The organism is Actinotalea subterranea (genome assembly GCF_008364845.1).
Lineage (GTDB): Bacteria > Actinomycetota > Actinomycetes > Actinomycetales > Cellulomonadaceae > Actinotalea > Actinotalea subterranea.
In genome coordinates this window covers 581,824-599,073 of the sequence record NZ_VTTP01000002.1, presented here as the reverse complement: position 1 = coordinate 599,073, position 17,250 = coordinate 581,824, and the positions used below count along the sequence as shown (strand labels likewise).

At 74.4% G+C, this 17,250-nt stretch carries 9 protein-coding genes; all 9 read right to left on the bottom strand.

Annotated elements, in window-relative coordinates:
• Positions 1-40: 40 nt before the first annotated feature.
• Positions 41-2,458, bottom strand: a complete 2,418-nt coding sequence (locus FZ988_RS05675; RefSeq protein WP_149203002.1) for a glycoside hydrolase family 31 protein — start codon at positions 2,456-2,458, stop codon at positions 41-43.
• Positions 2,459-2,624: 166 nt separating this feature from the next.
• A complete protein-coding gene (locus tag FZ988_RS05670; protein ID WP_246169235.1) occupies positions 2,625-4,187 on the bottom strand; it encodes a glucoamylase family protein in 1,563 nt (520 codons plus the stop codon).
• Between the two features lie 74 nt (positions 4,188-4,261).
• The gene (locus FZ988_RS05665; RefSeq protein ID WP_149203000.1) at positions 4,262-6,532 is read right to left on the bottom strand and encodes a glycoside hydrolase family 3 N-terminal domain-containing protein; all 2,271 of its coding nucleotides are present in this window, start codon (positions 6,530-6,532) and stop codon (positions 4,262-4,264) included.
• Positions 6,529-10,215 (bottom strand): hypothetical protein, encoded by a 3,687-nt coding sequence (locus FZ988_RS18445; protein WP_188078977.1) that lies wholly within the window; start codon positions 10,213-10,215, stop codon positions 6,529-6,531. Before FZ988_RS18445 ends, FZ988_RS05665 begins: the two co-directional genes overlap by 4 nt.
• Positions 10,212-11,117 carry a carbohydrate ABC transporter permease gene (locus tag FZ988_RS05660; RefSeq protein WP_149202999.1) on the bottom strand — a complete coding sequence of 302 codons (906 nt, stop codon included), beginning with the start codon at positions 11,115-11,117 and terminating at the stop codon, positions 10,212-10,214. The genes FZ988_RS18445 and FZ988_RS05660 overlap by 4 nt, the downstream gene beginning before the upstream one ends.
• The gene (locus tag FZ988_RS05655; RefSeq protein ID WP_149202998.1) at positions 11,114-12,121 is read right to left on the bottom strand and encodes a carbohydrate ABC transporter permease; all 1,008 of its coding nucleotides are present in this window, start codon (positions 12,119-12,121) and stop codon (positions 11,114-11,116) included. Before FZ988_RS05655 ends, FZ988_RS05660 begins: the two co-directional genes overlap by 4 nt.
• 1 nt (position 12,122) lies before the next feature.
• Positions 12,123-13,376: a sugar ABC transporter substrate-binding protein gene (locus tag FZ988_RS05650; protein ID WP_149202997.1), complete on the bottom strand. Its 1,254-nt coding sequence runs from the start codon at positions 13,374-13,376 to the stop codon at positions 12,123-12,125.
• A 200-nt stretch (positions 13,377-13,576) separates the two neighbouring features.
• Positions 13,577-14,698: a LacI family DNA-binding transcriptional regulator gene (locus FZ988_RS05645; RefSeq protein ID WP_149202996.1), complete on the bottom strand. Its 1,122-nt coding sequence runs from the start codon at positions 14,696-14,698 to the stop codon at positions 13,577-13,579.
• Between the two features lie 138 nt (positions 14,699-14,836).
• On the bottom strand, positions 14,837-17,119 hold the full coding sequence (locus FZ988_RS05640; RefSeq protein WP_149202995.1) for a putative bifunctional diguanylate cyclase/phosphodiesterase: 2,283 nt from the start codon (positions 17,117-17,119) through the stop codon (positions 14,837-14,839).
• Positions 17,120-17,250 lie beyond the last annotated feature (131 nt).

The following is a 17,250-nucleotide window of genomic DNA, read 5'->3' as shown; positions in this document are numbered from 1 at the left end:
ACGGCCGGCGGCGCGGCGCAGGACTGCACAGCCCGCGCCGTCACACGCAGAGCTCGACCGTGAAGGCTCGTGCCCCGACGGGCAGCACGAAGGCGCCGTCCGTCGGCTCGACCGCGTCGCCGTCGAGGTGCACGACGCGCGGCGCGGCGCCCTGCACCACGAGCCGGTACGCGTCCCGCGCCCACTCGGGGAAGCCGTCGCCCTCCACGTCGGCCCGCAGCCGCACCAGGGCGCCCGACCGCTCGACGGTGAACGTCGTGCGCACGCGTGCCCCGTCGAGCGCGGCGGACGTGAGGCCGTCGTCCTCCTGGAGCAGGGCGGTGCGGGACGTCCCGTCGTCGGGCACGAAGAGGTGGAGGTCGACGACCGAGGGCCGGTACCCCGCCGTCGACGGCGGCGCGACGGGCCACATCGGCACGACCGCGCCGCCGCGTGCGAAGAGAGGGATCCGGTCCATGGGCGTCGGCACGAGAACGAACGACCCACCCGCGTGCGTCTCGCCGGTGTACCAGTCGTACCAGCGCCCCGCGGGCAGGTAGACCTGGCGGGCCGTCATCCCTGCGGCGACCACGGGCGCCACCAGGAGGTCGGGGCCCAGCAGGTACTCGTCGTCGACGTCCCGGACCAGGGGGTCGTCCTGGTGGTCGAGCACGAGGGGGCGCTGGACGGGCATCCCGGTCTCCGAGGCCTGGACGAACGCCGCGTACAGGTAGGGCATCAGCCGGTAGCGCAGCTCGATCGCGGCGCGCGCGAGGTCGCGGACCGTGGCCCCGAACGCCCAGGCGTACTGGTCCACGTTGCCCATCGAGGAGTGGTTGCGGCAGAACGGCGTCAGGACGCCGAGCTGGAGCCAGCGCAGGAACAGCTCGGCGTTCGAGTGCCCCATGAACCCGCCCACGTCGGCACCCACGAACGACTGGCCCGAGACGCCGAAGCCCGTCGCCATGGGGATGCTCATCCACAGGTGGTCCCAGCGCGACATGTTGTCGCCCATCCAGCTCGCCGCGTAGCGCTGGATGCCCGCGAACCCCGCCCGCGTGAGCACGAAGGGCCGCAGGTCGGGCCGCGCGGCGAGGAGCCCCTGCGTGGTCGCCATCGCCATGAGCAGCCCGTACTGGTTGTGCAGGCGCTCGTGCGAGAGCGCACCGCGCCCGAAGCGCATCCCCCGGGCGTCGATGACGCCCGTCGCCGGCTCGTTCATGTCGTTCCAGATGCCCGCCAGCCCCGTGGCGACGTGCGCCGCGTTGAGCTCGCCCCACCACTCGCGGGCCTCGGGCGTCGCGAAGTCGGGGAACGCCGTGATCCCCGGCCACACCTGCCCGACGTAGGTGTCCCCGCCCTCGGTGCGGCACAGCACGTCGCGCTCGACCGCCTGGTCGTACACCCGGTACCCCGGCTCCCGCTTGATCCCCGGGTCGATGATGGTGATGACACGGAGCCCCTGGTCGGCGAGCCGGGCGAGCATGCCGGCGGGGTCCGGGTAGCGCTCGGGGTCCCACGTGAACACGCGGTACCCGTCCATGTAGTCGATGTCGAGCCACAGGGCGTCGCACGGGATCCGCTCGCTGCGGTGGCGCGCCCCGAGGGCCTCGACGTCGGCCTGCGTGTAGCGCGCCCACCTGCTCTGGTGGTAGCCGAGCGCCCACAGCGGGGGCAGACCGGTGCGGCCCGTCAGCCACGTGTAGGCCTCGAGGATGCCCGCCATCGTCGGGCCCGCGAACAGGTACTCCACGTACTGCCCGCCGTCCGCCCGGATCACGTACTCGTCGTCGGGCGTGAAGTCGTAGTGCGAGCGGTACCCGTTGTCCAGGAACGACGCGGACATCGCCCCGCTTGCGTGGTCCTGGTGGTAGAAGAACGGGATCGAGACGTAGTACGGGTCGAACTCGGTGCTCCGGTTGTCCGCGCGAGGGTCGTCCTCGCCGGCCAGGGCCGCGAACTCCCCCGACGCGTCGGGGTCGAGGACGTCGGTGTTCCACAGCGTGAAGTCGCGACCGCGTCGGTTCTGCCGCCCGGTCTTCTCCCCCAGCCCGTAGATGGCGTCCTGGAGGCCGCACCGGCGGCGGACCACGAACGCGTCGTTGAGGGTCGCGTACGGCCACCACCGGCCGTCGCCGTCCTGGAAGGTCTCCGCGACGCGGGAGCCGTCGCCCCGGTGGACGTCGAGCCGGAAGGGCTCGAGGTGCACCGACACGACCACCTGGGCGGTGCGCAGGCGCACGACGCCGTCCGCCTCCTCGAGCTCGAACGGCACGTCGAGCGCGAGCGGGTCGACGCACACCGCATGGGTGGGGACGTCCTCGAACCGCCCGCCCCTGCTCACGGCGACGCGCACGACGTCGGGGCGCACCACGTCGACGCGCAGACGCTCGGCGCCCAGCTCGGCCTCGAGGCCGTGCGCGGTCCGCCTCACCGGCCCGACGCGGTCGAGGGCGAGGTGGTGGGTCAGGGCAGGCATGCGGTTCCGGTTCCCTTCGTCGTCGTGCTTCCACCGTACGCAGCCGCGTGGCCCGGGCCCACGTGCGCACGCGGGCGGGCGCCCGTGGGGCCGGTGCGGGCGCAAGCGGGACGGGCCGGGCGCCGCACGTCGCGGTGCCCGGCCCGTCCGGTCGTACCGTCAGCGGTCAGCCTCCGGCGCTGAACGTCTCGATCCCCAGGAGCGGCCGGATCTCACGCTCGACGGCGCCGCGCGTGACGTAGCGCTGCACGGCGTCGTGGCGCAGCTCGTTGCCGAGCGCGGCCATGATCATCCCCTGGTCGAGCGAGAGGTACCGCTCGGCGACCGTGCCGCTGCGCACCGCCACGGAGTCGTAGAACCCACCGGGCCCGTACGCGCCCAGCTCGGTGCGCATCCGCGCGAGGTTGTCGAGCGCCGCGTCCTTCGCGTACGGCAGCGCGAGGAACGACGCGTGAGGCGTCACGACGCCGTCACCGTAGGCCGCGGGCTCGCTCGCCGGGCGCGCGCACGCCGGGTCGTCCCACCCCGGGTCGACGGTCGTGCGCTCCTGGTCCGAGGTGTAGCCGTTCGGCTCCATCCCGATGGGGTCGACGCCGTACTCGCGGTAGCCGCCCGCGGGGTCGCTCGCGGGCGAGAAGCCCCAGTAGCCGTAGCCCGCCTCGTCCATGCCGTGCTCGATGTGGGCGCGGACCGTCAGCGGGTGGTTGACGCCCCAGCTCGTCGGCCCCCACTGCGCCTCGGGAACGAAGAGGTCGACCATGAGCGCCTCGAACATGCTGCCGCCCCACGTGGGCACGATCTGCATGTCGCGGTAGCGGTAGGCGCCCTCGAACACCTGCACGCCGAGGTGCTCGGTCCACTCACCGACGGGGCGCTGCTCGGGCCAGCTCCAGTCGCACGCGTCCGGGAACGTCCGGTACATCGCGAAGTAGTGCTCGGGCGGGATCTGGCCCCACGCGATGCCCAGGTAGCTCGCCATGCGCGGCTCCGTGTTGAGCGTCCCGTAGTGGTGGCCGGTGTACCAGACGTCCGGGCCACGGTCCCGGTAGTTGTCGAGCACCGCCGCCGGGTCGGCCGGCGGCTCGTCCCAGAAGCCGCCGCGCAGCTGGCGCACCGTCGGGTCGTAGTAGAAGCCGAAGTCCATGGTCGAGCGGACCGCCTCGGCCCGGGCCCGGAGCCGGGGCTCCGCGTTGCTGACGAGGACGAGGGCGGTCGCGAGCCACGCGTTGTCGACGCTCGACAGGAACGGGTAGACAACGTCACCGGTCCCCGGCCACGCGCGGAGCTTCTCCCCGGTCGCCTCGTCGTACCAGTTGTAGAACATGCCCGAGTCCTCGTGACGCTCGAGCGCGGCGACGCTCGTGAGCGTCGTCGTGAGCCGCTCGCGGGCCTCGTGCCGCGTGATGAGGCCGAGGTCGCGCGCGACGACGGTGCTCCACAGATAGGCGCCGATGTTGGTCGGCGACGTGTAGCCGCTGCGCGTGGCCGGGTCCAGGTCACCCTCGATGTTGTCCGCCGGCAGGCCCGTGACCGGGTCGGTCATGGCCACGAACGAGGCCCACGTGTCCGCCGCGTAGCCGCGCAGGACGCGGTCCTGCCCGTGCCCACCTCCGCGCCCGGTCGCGGTCGCGTCGGCGACCCCGCCGCCCGCCGTGGGCGTGCCGGCCGCTGCCGGACCGGTGAGCGCCAGGGCGCCGGCCGTGGTGGCGGCCACCGCCAGTGCTGCCACCGTGCGTTGCTTGCGGTGCTGTCCCATCTCGTCTGTCCCTTCGTCGAACGTCGTCGGTCGAACCCGGTCTGAGGTCAGGCGTCACCCCCTCGTGCGCCGGTGCCGGCGCTCACGGCCGGGCGTGTGCCCGTGGACGGACCGGGTGCGTCGCCGTCGAGGAGCTCGAGGCGTACCGCGGCGCCCGCCCCGGCGTGGGGGGCGATGCGGACGTCGACCGGGCCGGGCACGCACTCGAGCACGCCCCGCGCGTCCCGGTACCCGAGGTCGGCGTACCCGAGCGTGAACGTGACCGCGGCAGACGCACCGGGCTCGAGCTCGACCGTCCGTACGCCGGCGAGCTCGCTCACGGGACGCGACACGCGGCCGAGCCGGACGCGCACGTACAGCTGGACGCGCTCGACGACGGGCAGGCTGCCCGCATTCGTGACCGTCGCCGTGACCTCGACGTCCTGGCCGGGGCCGAGAGTCGTGGCGGAGAGCGACGGCGGGCCGTACGTGACCTCGCCGTGGCCCAGGCCGAAGCCGAACGGGTGCTGCGGCGTGTCACGGTGGTCGCGGTACCGGCCCGCCGGTCCGTCCGGGTCCAGCGGACGCCCCGTGGGCAGGTGGTCGTGGTGCAGCGGGACCTGGCCGGTCGTCCAGGGGAGGCTCACCGGGAGCCGCCCGCTCGCCGGCACGTCGCCCGTGAGCACGTCCACGATCCCGTGGCCGCCCTCGGTCCCCGGGTGGAACGCGAGCACGACGGCGTCCCCCAGGTGCGCGAGGCGTTCGAGCGCCAGCGGGCGCCCGGTCAGGACGACCACCACGAGCCGGCGGCTCACGCGGGCCAGCGCCTCGAGGAGCTCCGTCTGCCCCGGCGGGAGCTCGAGGGACGTGACCGAGTTGGCCTCGCCCGAGCGCATCGGGTGCTCCCCCACGCACGCGACCACGACGTCGGCGGCCCTCGCCTGGATCAGGGTCTCGTCGAGGAACCGGGCGTCGTCGACCGTCACCGTGGTGCCCGTGGCGCCACCAGGGCCGCCAGGGCCGCCGCCCAGGCGCTCGCGCACGGCGTCGGCGATCGTCACGACGTCCTCCGCCCGACCGTCCAGGGTCCAGGTGCCGAGCAGCTCGGCCCGCGCGGACGCGAACGGTCCGGTGACGTGGACGTGCCCGAGGTCGGGTGCGTCGAGCGGCAGCGCCCCCTCGTTGCGCAGCACCACGACGGCCGACGCCGCAGCCCGGCGCGCGAGCGCCCGGTGACCGGCCGTGAGCTGGACCGCGGCAGCGCGTCCCGGGTCCGTGTACGGGGCCTCGAAGAGACCGAGCCGCATCTTGAGCGTGAGCACGCGGCGGGCGGCGTCCTCGACGAGGGCCGGGTCGAGGAGTCCGTCCCGTACGAGCTCTGCGAGGTGCGTCCCGTAGGCACCCGTGACCATGTCGATGTCGACGCCGGCCCCCAGGGCGAGCGCCGCGGCGTCCCGCCGGTCCGCGGCGACCCCGTGGAGCACGAGCTCGCCGACGGCGTCCCAGTCGCTCACGACCGGCCCCGCGAAGCCCAGGTCGCCCTTGAGGTGCTCGCGCACGAGCGGGCGGTGCGCGGTCATCGGCAGGCCGTCCAGAGTGTGGAAGGCGCTCATGACCGTCGCGACCCCCGCGTCGACCGCCGCACGGAAGGGACGCAGGTGGCGGTTGTGGAGCGTCACGGGACCGACGTCGACCTCCGCGTAGTCCCGCCCGCCCTGCGCGAGGCCGTAGCCGACGTAGTGCTTGGCGCACGCGGCGAGGGACTCCGCGTCGGCGAGGGCCGATCCGCCGGGCCCGCCCTGGAACCCCTCGACGGCCGCGGCGCCGAGCACCGCGGAGAGCCACGGGTCCTCGCCCCAGCTCTCGGCGACGCGCCCCCACCGCGGGTCCATGGACACGTCGAGCATCGGCGCGAACGTCCACCGGACGCCGTCGGCGCTCGCCTCACGCGCCGCGGCGCGGGCGCACTCCCGCACGAGCTCGGGGTCGAACGAGGCGGCCTGGCCGAGCGGGATCGGGAACACGGTGCGGTGCCCGTGGATGACGTCGCGCGCGACGAGGAGCGGGATGCCCAGCCGCGAGCCCTCGACGGCGGCGCGCTGGAGGGCGTTGACCGCGGCGGCCTGCGTCCCCGCGTCGCGCACGTTGCCCGCGTGCTCGCCGCTCGCCACGATGCACGTCCCGAATGCGCCCGCGGCGAGCGCGGCGGCGTCCCGCTCCGGCTCGGGGTTCGCCACCTGCGCGAGCTGGCCGACCTTCTCCTCGAGGGTCATCGCCGCGAGGAGGTCGCGCACGCGGTCCTCCACCGGCCGGGCGGCGTCGGTCCAGGGTCGGGTCATGGCAGGCGGACCTCCAGCTCGGGGCCACCCGGGCGCAGCGCGCCCGCAAGGTCGGCCAGGCGGACCAGCAGCCCGCCGCGTCGGTAGGGGTTGGGTGTGCGGGTCGTCGGGAGCTCCCGACCGGCGAGGACCACGGCGTCGGGGCCCGCGCCCTGCGGACCGACGCTGACGTGCAGGCGCAGGAGGCCGTCGCCGAGCGGCACCGCCGCACGCAGCCCGTCGAGCGCGGCGGGCAGCACGGGGTCGATCTCCACGTGCCCGGCGCGGCGTCGCACGCCGAGCAGGGACTGCGTCAGGACGCGGAGCAGCACCCCCGGCCCGGAGGAGTAGATGCGCCACCCGCCCTCGAGGCCTGTCGCGCCGCAGAGCACGTCGGCGTACCGGGCGGCGAAGTCGGCGCGGTCCAGGCACGCCGCGTCCGAGCTCGAGCTGTACGTGCTCGACTGGCGCGGGCGCGCACCGGGCACCCCGGCCGACGTCGTGGGCAGCACCTGGCGGAGCCCCGCCCACAGGGCCTCGGCGTCTCCCCAGCGGGCCATCGCCTCGCACCACCGCAGGTGGGCGTGGACGTACATGAGCCCGATCTCGCGGCCCACGAACGTCGCGGTCTCCGCGCGCTGGAAGTGGCGCATCTCGCCGCCGTGGTAGCCCGGTGGGCGGTCGAACAGGCGCACGCCGTCGACGCCCATGAGGTGTTCGCGGACGAGCGCCACGTGGTGCGCGGCCTCGTCGGGCGTGAAGAGGTCGCCGCCCAGGGCGTGGATCATCTGGAGCGCCCCGTGGCTCAGGCCGCTCTCGGTGTCACGCGGGTGCACGAGCAGACCGCCGACGTGCGCGCGGCCGTCCGCTGAGCCGGCGGGCGGCTGGAGCAGCGCGTACCCGGCGAGCTCGCCGTCGACCAGCAGGTGCCGGCGCAGGTCGGCCGCGACGGCGTCGGCCTCCGCGCGGAGCGCGGTCGCTCCGGCGCGGAGCGCGGTCGCTCCGGCGCGGAGCGCGGTCGTGTCCGCACGGAGCGTGGCCGCGTCACCGCCGAGCGTGGCCACCCGGGCCGCCGCGCCGGGCTCGAGCTCGTCGCCCCGCTCGGGGTCGAGGCCGTCCGCGAGCGCGCGGAGCGCGTCGTGGTGCAGCGTCGCGGTCCACGCGCTGGCCATCGTGCGGGCCATCGCGGGGTCGGCAGGCTGAAGCGAGTCGTTCCAGTCGCCGTGGCCGTACGCGACGAGGTGGGTGCCGGGCAGGTACCCGGCGCGGGCGAGCGCCAGCGCGCGGTCGACGTGGGCCTGCACCGGCGCCTGCGCGGGCGCGTCGCGGCCCGGCGCCGCGTACCAGGGCACGACCTCGTCCAGCACGCCGTGGTCGCCCGACGCCTGCAGGTACCGGCCGAGGGCGAGCACGGGCCAGTGCACGACGTCGCCGTGCGGCGGCTCGTGGCGGAAGTGCTCGTCCCCGGGCAGGAACCCGAAGGCCTGCGGCCAGGACCCGTCGGGGTTCTGGGCCGCGAAGACCCGCAGGACGAGGGCCCGCGCGTCGTCGAGCCGGTCGAGCGCGAGCAGCAGCTCGAGCGGCCCCTGCGTCACGTCGCGCGTGCCCCAGGCACCGCCCGTGTACTGCTCGAGGCCGCGGGGCGCGAGGAAGTGCACGAGCGCGTCGCGCACGAGCCACGGGAGCGCGGCGTCGAGCGCCTCGACGTCGGCTGACGGGTGCTCCACACGCACGGGGGTCACGTCGGTCCACCACGTGCCCACCGACGCCGGGGCGTCGGCCGCGTCCGGCTGCTGCTCGGGCGCCGACGCACGCGGGTGCTCGGGGGCCTCGGTCCGGGCGACGCTCACCCGCAGGTCGAGCGCCGTGGGCGTCGGTGACCCGACGGCCGGCACGCGCGGTGTCACCAGGGTGACGACGCCGGGGACGCGTGCACGCCCGTCGTCGAACAGGACGGCGTCGTCGCCGACCGTGACCGGCCCGGCGGTGTCGACGTGCAGCGCGGCGTCCCGGTCCGGGCCCACGCCGCTCACCACGATCCTGCGTCCGGCGGCATCACCGTCGCCGCCCCGGACGGTGACGTCGATGCCCGACGCCCCGGCTGCGGGTGGCAGCGGCTCCCCGGGCAGCGCGAGGTGCAGCGCGGCGAGGATCCGCCGCGGCGGACCGTCGAGCACCCTGGCGGTGAGCGCGACGCGGTGCTCCTCGGGCGGGGCGACGGTCGTGACCTCGACGACGCCCACCGGGCGCTCGGCATCGGCATCGGCATCGGCATCGGCGAACGCGTAGAGCCAGCGCGCCCCCTCGGGCGTCGTCGCGAACACCGAGGGTGTGTCGAGGAGCCGCCAGCGTCCGCCGACCTCGACGAACAGCCGCAGGCCGTACGCGCGGTGCAGGTTGAGGTAGCCGCGCACGGTCGTCAGGACGCGGCCGGTCGTGGCGTGCCCGCGCGTCAGGTAGGACAGCGGCGACCCGGTCATCCACGCGGTGACCGTCAGCGACGCCGGGTCGGGCTCGGCGGTCGCGCCGGTGCGCAGGATCGTGCCGTGCGGCCGCAGCACCGCGAGCTCCTTGGCCTGCGTCACGACGTGCTCGGCCCCGGCGGTGAAGAACGAGTGGACGGCGCCGTCACCGCCGCGCTCGACGACGCGCCACGGCCCTGGCCACTCCGCGTGCAGGCGGTCCTCGTCGAGCGGGAGCGCGGCGAGCTCTCGTCCGGGCTCGTACAGGCCGGTCGGCGCGGGCGTGGTCCCCGCGGGCACGGCGGGGGCCGGGCGAGCCGGTCGGGCGTGCGCCGGCGCTACGGCGTCCGTCGCAGGACCCGCGGCGCGCGGCCCGTCCTCGCCCACGGGTCCGCCGGACCAGGGGGCGCTGCGGCGGCCGCTCGCGAGCGCCGCCTCCACGTGGGCCAGGTCGTCCGGGCCGGTCGCGCCCGGGTGGTGCGCCAGCAGCAGCCCCACGAACGAGACGCGCAGGCGGTCACCAGGTTCGAGGACCGCCGGGGCGACCTGGAGCGCCACGAGGGTGTGCTCGTGCTGGAGCCTCCGGGAGGGCAGGTCCCACGGGATGCCCAGCGGACCCCCCGCGGGCACGCGTGCGGTGCGGCCGTGCAGGTCGAGCGCGTCGGTCCCCCAGCCGACGACCGCCCGGCTCGCGGCCAGGACGCACCACGGGCTGCGCCCACCCTGCGGCAGGTTCTGCCGGACGGCGAGCGCGGTCCCGAAGGGCTCGCCGTGCACGGGTGTGACGTCCAGGTACTGGCTCACGTAGAGCTCGTTGCTGCGCAGCGCCCCCGGTGCGGCGAGCGCCACGTCGTGCGTGTGGACGAGGTCGACCTCACGGACGCCCTGCCCGAGGTTCTCGACCTCGACGTGCCAGGCCCAGGCGGTCGTCGCCGGGTCGAGCGCGAGGGTCGCCTGCCAGCCGAGGCCCTCGGTGCCGCCGTGGCCGGCGACGCGCCCGGTCAGCGTCAGGACGTCGTCCGCCGTGGCGACGTGAGCGGCCGAGCCCGCCCCGAGCAGCGCCGTCGTCGTGCGTGCCCCCCGGTCACGGACCCAGATCTGCAGCAGCCCGGCCTCGAACGCCGAGGCGGCGTGCTGCACGAGCTCGAGGTCGGCGGTGCCGAGCGACGCCGGTCCCCCGCCGTCGGCGACGAGTGCGCGCAGCCCGCCGTCGGACACGATCTCCCAGGGCGCGGCGGTCACTTGATCCCCGTCATGGCGACGCCCTGGACGAAGTACCGCTGCAGCAGCAGGAAGACCACGAGGACAGGGACCACGACCACGACGGCACCCGCGAGGAGGAGGCCGTAGTCGGTCTGGTTCTGGCCCGTGCTGTACAGGGCGAGCGCGACGGGCAGCGTGTACTTGTCCTCGGTGGTCGCGACGACGAGGGGCCACAGGAAGTTGTTCCACGAGCCCAGGAACGTGAGGATCGCGAGCGTCGCGAGCGCGGGCTTGGCCAGCGGCATGACGATCTGCACGAAGATCCTCGCCTCGCTCGCGCCGTCCACGCGCGCCGCGTCGATGAGCTCGTCGGGGATCCCGAGGAAGAACTGCCGCATGAGGAAGACGCCGAAGGGCGCCGCGAGGAACGGCAGGATCAGGCCGCCGTAGGTGTTGACGAGGCCCATGTTGGCGACGAGGACGAACAGCGGGACGAGCGTGACCATGCCGGGGATCATCAGCGTGCCCAGCACGACCCGGAACAGGAGCTTCTTGCCCGCGAAGTCGGACTTGGCCAGGACGTACCCGAGCATCGAGCAGAACAGCAGGTTCCCGAGGGTCACGGCCGTCGCGACGAGCGCGGAGTTCGTGAAGAACTGCGGGAAGTCGAGCCGCTCGAACAGCTCGCGGAAGTTGTCGAGCGTCGGCGCCTCCGGCCACCACGTCGGGGGCACGCGGCGGATCTCGCCCTCGCTCTTGATCGAGCTCAGGGCCATCCACAGGAACGGGCTCATGACCACGACGAGGCCGAGGCCGAGCACGGCGTAGGCGACGGCGTTGGGCCGGGCCGTGCCGATGGGGCGCTCACGGGTGCGCCGGAGGACCGGTGAGCCCGGGGACGGCTCGACGGGCGACGGTCTGCGATCGGTCGCGGCGCTCATCGGCCGACCTCCTTGTTCGCGACGGGGACGGCCTTGCGGCGACGACGCCGTGGGGTGTCCCGCTCACCGAGGAGGCGGAACTGGACGAGCGTGAGGAGCACGACGGCGAGGAAGAGCACGTAGCTCATCGCCGCCGCGTACCCGTAGTTGCCGAACCCGAACTGGTTGTACGTGTGGAACGCGACGGAGAGCGTGCTGTTGAGGGGCCCGCCCTGGGTCATGACGAACGGCTCCTCGAAGAACTGGACGTAGCCGATGCCGGTGATCACCGCACCGAAGAGGAGGGTCGGGCGCATGGTCGGCACCGTGATGTGCCGGAACCGCTGCCAGGCGCCGGCACCGTCGAGCGCGGCCGCCTCGTGCAGCGCGGTCGGCACGCCCTGGAGGCCCGCCAGGAAGATGATGATGAGCGTGCCCATGGACCGCCACGTGGCCATCGCGATCATCGAGGGCATCGCCCAGGTGGTGCTCGCGAGCCAGTTGGGGCCCTCGATGCCGACCCAGCCGAGCACCTCGTTGATGAGGCCCTGCTCGGGGTGGAGCAGGAACCGCCACACGACGGCGACGGCGACGATGCTCGTGACCACCGGCATGTAGTAGCCGACGCGGAAGAACGTCTTGAGGCGCGTGATCCCGGCGTTGAGCAGCACCGCGATGCCGAGCGAGACGGCGAGGGTCAGCGGCACGCCGACGAGCACGAAGTACGCGGTGTTGCCGGCGGCCTTGCGGAACATCGGGTCCTGGAGCACCGCCACGAAGTTGTCGAGCCCGATGAACTCGACGGCGAACGGGTTGCGCAGGTCCCGGCTGCGGATGTCCGTCACGGCCATGGCGAGCGACATGAGCACCGGCCCCGCCGTGAAGGTCACGAAGAGGATGACGAACGGCAGCGCGAAGCCCCATGCTGCGCGCGTGCGGCGGCGGTAGAGCGGCGGGTGCTTGCGCAGCGTCCCCGCCCGACCCGGCGCCTGCGCGCCGGGTCGGGCCTCGGTGTCGGTGGACATCTCAGAGACCGGTGCCGATCGCGGCCGCCTGCTCCTGGATGGCTGTCGCGACCTCCTGGGGGTCGGCGCCGGACTTGCAGAGCCGCTCGAGCTCGGTGTCGATGACGCTCGCGACCTCTTCCCACGTGGGGATCGACGGCGGCGCGACGGCGGTCTCGAGCTGCTCGCCGAACACCGTGAGGTACGGGTCGTCCGCGATGGCGGGGTCCTCCCAGGCGCTGGCGACCGACGGGAGGTCCGTGACGGCGCCGTACCACTCGACCTGGACCTCGGGGCGGCTCAGCCACTCGACGAACTTCCAGGCGGCGTCGCGGTTCTCGGAGTCCTTGAACACGGCGAGGTTGGCACCGCCGATGAACGACGCCTGCTTCTCGCCCGCCGGGAGCGGTGCGAGGGCGACGTCAGCCATGCCCGCGGCGTCGAGCTCCTCGAGGATCCCGACGTGCCACGGGCCCGAGACGAACGACGCGATGTCGCCGGCCATGAAGTCGGGCTCGAGCGAACCCTGCGGGAGGTCGGTGGGGGCGAGCCCGTCGGTGAAGACCGACTGGTAGTAGGTGAGCGCCTCGACCAGCTCGGGCGAGTCGAGCGTGAACTCGGTGCTGTCCTCGTTGACCAGCTCGGCGCCGGCCTGCCAGGCGAACGGCATGAAGGTCTGCCAGGCACCGGTCTGGCCGGGCTGGAGGTTGACGCCCCACTCGGCGCCGCCGGCCTGCGCCTGCTGGGCCATCGCGGTGAGCCCGGCCCAGTCCGTGGGCGCCTGGGGAACGAGGTCGCTGCGGTAGTACAGGACGCGTGTCTCGACGTACCAGGGGATGCCGTAGTTGGTGCCGCCGACGTCGGTGGTCTCCCACGCGCCCGGGAAGAAGCTTGCGGAGTCGATGAGGTCGGGCGTGGGGTCGAGCGCGCCGGTCGCGGCGAACTCGCCCATCCACGTGGTGCCGATCATCGACACGTCGGGCGTCTGGCCGCCCGCGATCGCCGTCGCGATCTTGTCGTGCGCCGCGTCCCACGGGATCGCTGTCACGTTGACCTCGACGTCGGGGTTCTCCTGCGTGAAGGCCTCCGCGAAGTCGCCGAGCTTCTCCCCCTCGGTGCCCATCGCCCAGACCTCGATGGAGCCGCTCGCCTCGCCCTCGGCGACGGCCTCGGCCTCGTCCGACCCACCGTCGGCCGCGTCGCCGCGTCCGCACCCCGTCAGCCCGAGCGTGACGAGCGCCACCACCCCGACGGTCCCGCGCACCGTTCTGTTCATGTGAGCTGTCCTCCTCGTTGAGTACCGCGACGCCGCCACCCTGCGCGCGCATCTATGCGCTTAACGTCCGCAATGAGGCGACCTTAAGCGCATAGACGCTTCCGCGCAACACGAAGGCTCGAGCCGGCTCGGCGCCGGCGCCGGCCCGTGCAGGCGCTCGGGCCGGCCCGACGGACCCACGGCCCGACGCGAGCGTGCCGTCAGGCCTGCGGGCAGCCGCAGCTGCGGCGGAAGACGGCACGGACGGGCAGCGTCCGGTCCACCGGCGGCGCGCCGGGATCGGCCAACGACGCCATGAGGATGTCGACGGCGAGCCGGCCCATCGCCTCCATCGGCTGGCGCACCGTCGTGAGCGACGGCGTCGCGATCCGGCCCGCGGCCACGCCGTCGAACCCCGTGACGACCACGTCACCCGGCACGTCGACGCCGGCCGCGGCCAGCACGTCCAGGAGCGCGAGCGCGTGCTGGTCGCTCGCGCACACGAGGGCAGGGGGGAGGCCCCCGCGCTCGACGAGCTCGCGGACCACCGGGTACGGGTCCTCGTCCGTCAGCGCCGTGGGGTCCAGCACGGCCTCAGGGACGGTCAGACCCAGGTCGCCGAGCGCATCCCGGAAGCCCTCGAAGCGCTCCGCGTAGTCGGTGATCTCGGTCGCCCCGACGAAGGCGAGGTCCCGCAGCCCGTGCACCTGCACGAGGTGCTCGACGAGCGCCCGCACGCCCGCCCGGTTGTCCACCCGCACGTGGTGCAGCGCGCCCTCGCCGAACGGCATGGCGAACGCGACGACCGGCAGCCGGTGCGACAGGTGGTCGAGGATCTCCGCCGAGCGGTCGCCGGGGAACACGGCGAGGCCGTCGACCCTGCTCGCGATGTCGATGACCCCCGCACCGTCGCCGCCGGGCCCCTTCCCGATCAGGAGCGCGCGGCCCCTGCGCGCGCACTCGAGCTCGACGCCGCGCTGGACCTCGTCGACGTAGAGCGGGAACGCACGGAAGTCCTCGGCGTCGGCGTCGTCGGCGAACGCACGCTCGAGCACGTCGTCCTCGAAGAACGCGCCCGGGTCCTCGCGCACCCGACGGGTGCCACCCGCGCCCACGACCTCGAGGAGCATGTCGAACGAGTACAGGCCCAGGGCTCCCGTGCGACCGTCCGCGAGGCCGCGCGCGCTCGCGCTCGGCACGTAGTTCAGGCGTCGGGCCGCCTCGAGGACCGCCTCACGGGTGCTGGCCCGGACGCGCTCAGGCTGCCGGAACGCGAACGACACCGTCGCGATCGACACCCCTGCGGCCTGTGCCACGTCGTACACCGTCGGCCGTCTGCTCACCGGACCACCCTGCCTCTCGCCCGCCCACCCTAAGCGCATCACAGCGGGCGCGCCGGGGATCTCACCCGTCCGTGCGCGCCCGTTCGCGGCCGTCCGTGCACGTCACGTGCACGTCACGTGCCATCCGCGGCACCCGCGTCACGGATGGGCGGCGGGCACCTCGGCGAGGTAGCCTGCCGCCGCGTCGGCGGTCATCGGCCGCGCCAGATAGAAGCCCTGGCCGCGGTCGCAACCTGCGCGCGCCACGTGCCCGAGGATCTCGGCGGTCTCGATGCCCTCGGCGACCGTCGTCGCACCGATGGCCCGCGCGAGGTCGACCACGAACCCGAAGAGCGCCGCGTCCTCGGGCAGGCGGCTCGTGAACGACCGGTCGATCTTCAGCACGTCGACGGGCAGGTCGCGCAGGTACGCGAGCGAGCTGTACCCGGTGCCGAAGTCGTCGATGGCGAGGCTGACGCCGAGCTCGCGCAGCTCACGCAGGCGCACCACGCTGTGCGCGACGTCGAGCATCAGGACGCTCTCCGTGATCTCCAGCTGCAGGGCCTGCGCGGGCAGGTCTGCGTCGGCGAGCGCGCGGGCCACGAGGTCCACGCAGCCGGCGTCGGCGAGCTGCCGGGCGGAGAGGTTGACGGCGACCGACAGCGGCGCGCCCGTCTCCCGGCGCCACTCACGTGTCGCGGCGCACGCGGTGCGCAGCACCTGCTCGCCGAGCGCGTGGATGAGTCCGAGGTCCTCCGCGATGGCGATGAACACGTCGGGCGAGACGGGTCCGTGGCCCCGTGGGGCCCACCGCGCGAGCGCCTCGAAACCGTCCACGGCGCCTGCACCACCCATGAGCGCCGTCCCGTCGTCCGACGGGCCGGCCGACACCTCCGCGCCCCGGGCGTGCGGTCCCGGTGCCGGCGTCAGGCGCGCCAGGGACAGGACGGGCTGGTACGCGACACCGATCTCCCCCGCCTCGACGGCTCGCCGCAGCGCGCCGTGGAGCTCGAGGCGTCTGCGTGCACCTGAACGGGCGTGCGCGTCGAAGACGGCGACCTGGTCGCGCCCGCCCTCCTTCGCCTGGTACATCGCGACGTCGGCGTCCCGCAGCAGGCCCGAGGCGTCGTCGTACCGGTGCGACTGGACCCGCACGCCGACGGAGACCGTCGAGGTCACGAGGCGACCGGCGACCCGCATGGGCTGCCGCACGACCGCGCACAGCCGCTCGCCGAGGGCGCGAGCCTCCTCGGCCCCGGTCACGACGCACAGCACGCCGAACTCGTCGCCACCCAGGCGCGCGACCGTGTCACCCGTGCGGACCACGCCCGCGAGGCGCAGCGCCGCCTCACGCAGGACGTCGTCCCCCGCGGCATGGCCGAGCGAGTCGTTGACGAGCTTGAACCGGTCGACGTCGCAGAACAGCACCGCGACGGTCTCGCCCGCGCGGACGGCCTGCGCGAGGGCGACCTCGAGGCGGTCCGCGAACAGGACCCGGTTGGGCAGGCCCGTGAGCGCGTCGTGCATCGCGGAGTGCGCCAGCGCCCGCGTCGCCTCGCGCTGCTCGGTCACCTCGACGGCGACGCCGCCCACGCCCAGGAGGCGGCCGCCGACGCGGACCGGGAAGAAGCTCGTGGACCACACGCGTTCACCCGCGACGAGGTCGACGCCCTCGATCGCGACGCCGTGCGCGAGCACCCGCCGGACGTTGAGCGCGACCGCCGGGGACAGGCCCGCGAGGTCGTCGACGACCCTGCCGAGGTGCTCGTCGACGGCGACGCCGCCCAGCTCGGCGAGCGCCGCGTTGAGGCGCCGGTAGCGCAGCCCGGTGTCCCAGTAGCCGAGCCCGACGGGTGTCGAGTCGACGAAGGTGTCGAGGAGCCCGAGGGCCGCGTCGCGGTCGGCGACCGCCTCGCGGTACGAGGTCGCGGCCAGGTGCACGACGCCGCCGATCAGCAGCAGGCACACGGCCCTGAGCAGGGCGATGGGCAGCGGGCCGTCCGCGGCGTCGAGCGGGACGAGCATGAGGTAGGCGAGCGGCACACCGGGGACGACGACCCGGCTCACGGCCCGGGTCAGCACGAGCGGGTACACGGCCACGACCACGAACGACCACAGGAGGTAGTAGCCGCTGCCGTCCTGACCCCGGGCCATCAGAACGGCTCCGGAGACGACGAGTGCGGCGACCCGGGCCGTCACGCCCGCCTGGCCGCCGACGCCGAGCATCCCGGCCAGGCCGAGCGCCGCGATGAGCCCGAGCACCACCCACGTGAGCGGTGCGGTCCGGTCCGCGGCGACGAGCTGGACGGCGAGGCCGTGGCCGGCCAGCGCGAGGCACGTGAGCGGCTCGAGCCGCTCGAGACGACGGGGCACCGTCGCCAGGCGCGCAGCCGTCCCCCGCACCGGCGCCCAGCCCGGCCACCCGGGCTCCTCCGGGGACATGGCCCGAGGCTACCGGGTCGCCGTCCCGGCACGGGGGTGGCGCGCGACGCGTCCCACGAGCAGACGTCGTGACCTGTTCGTGACATTCCCGCTCCCGTCTGCCTACCATGTGCCCGCCCCGGTACCCCTGG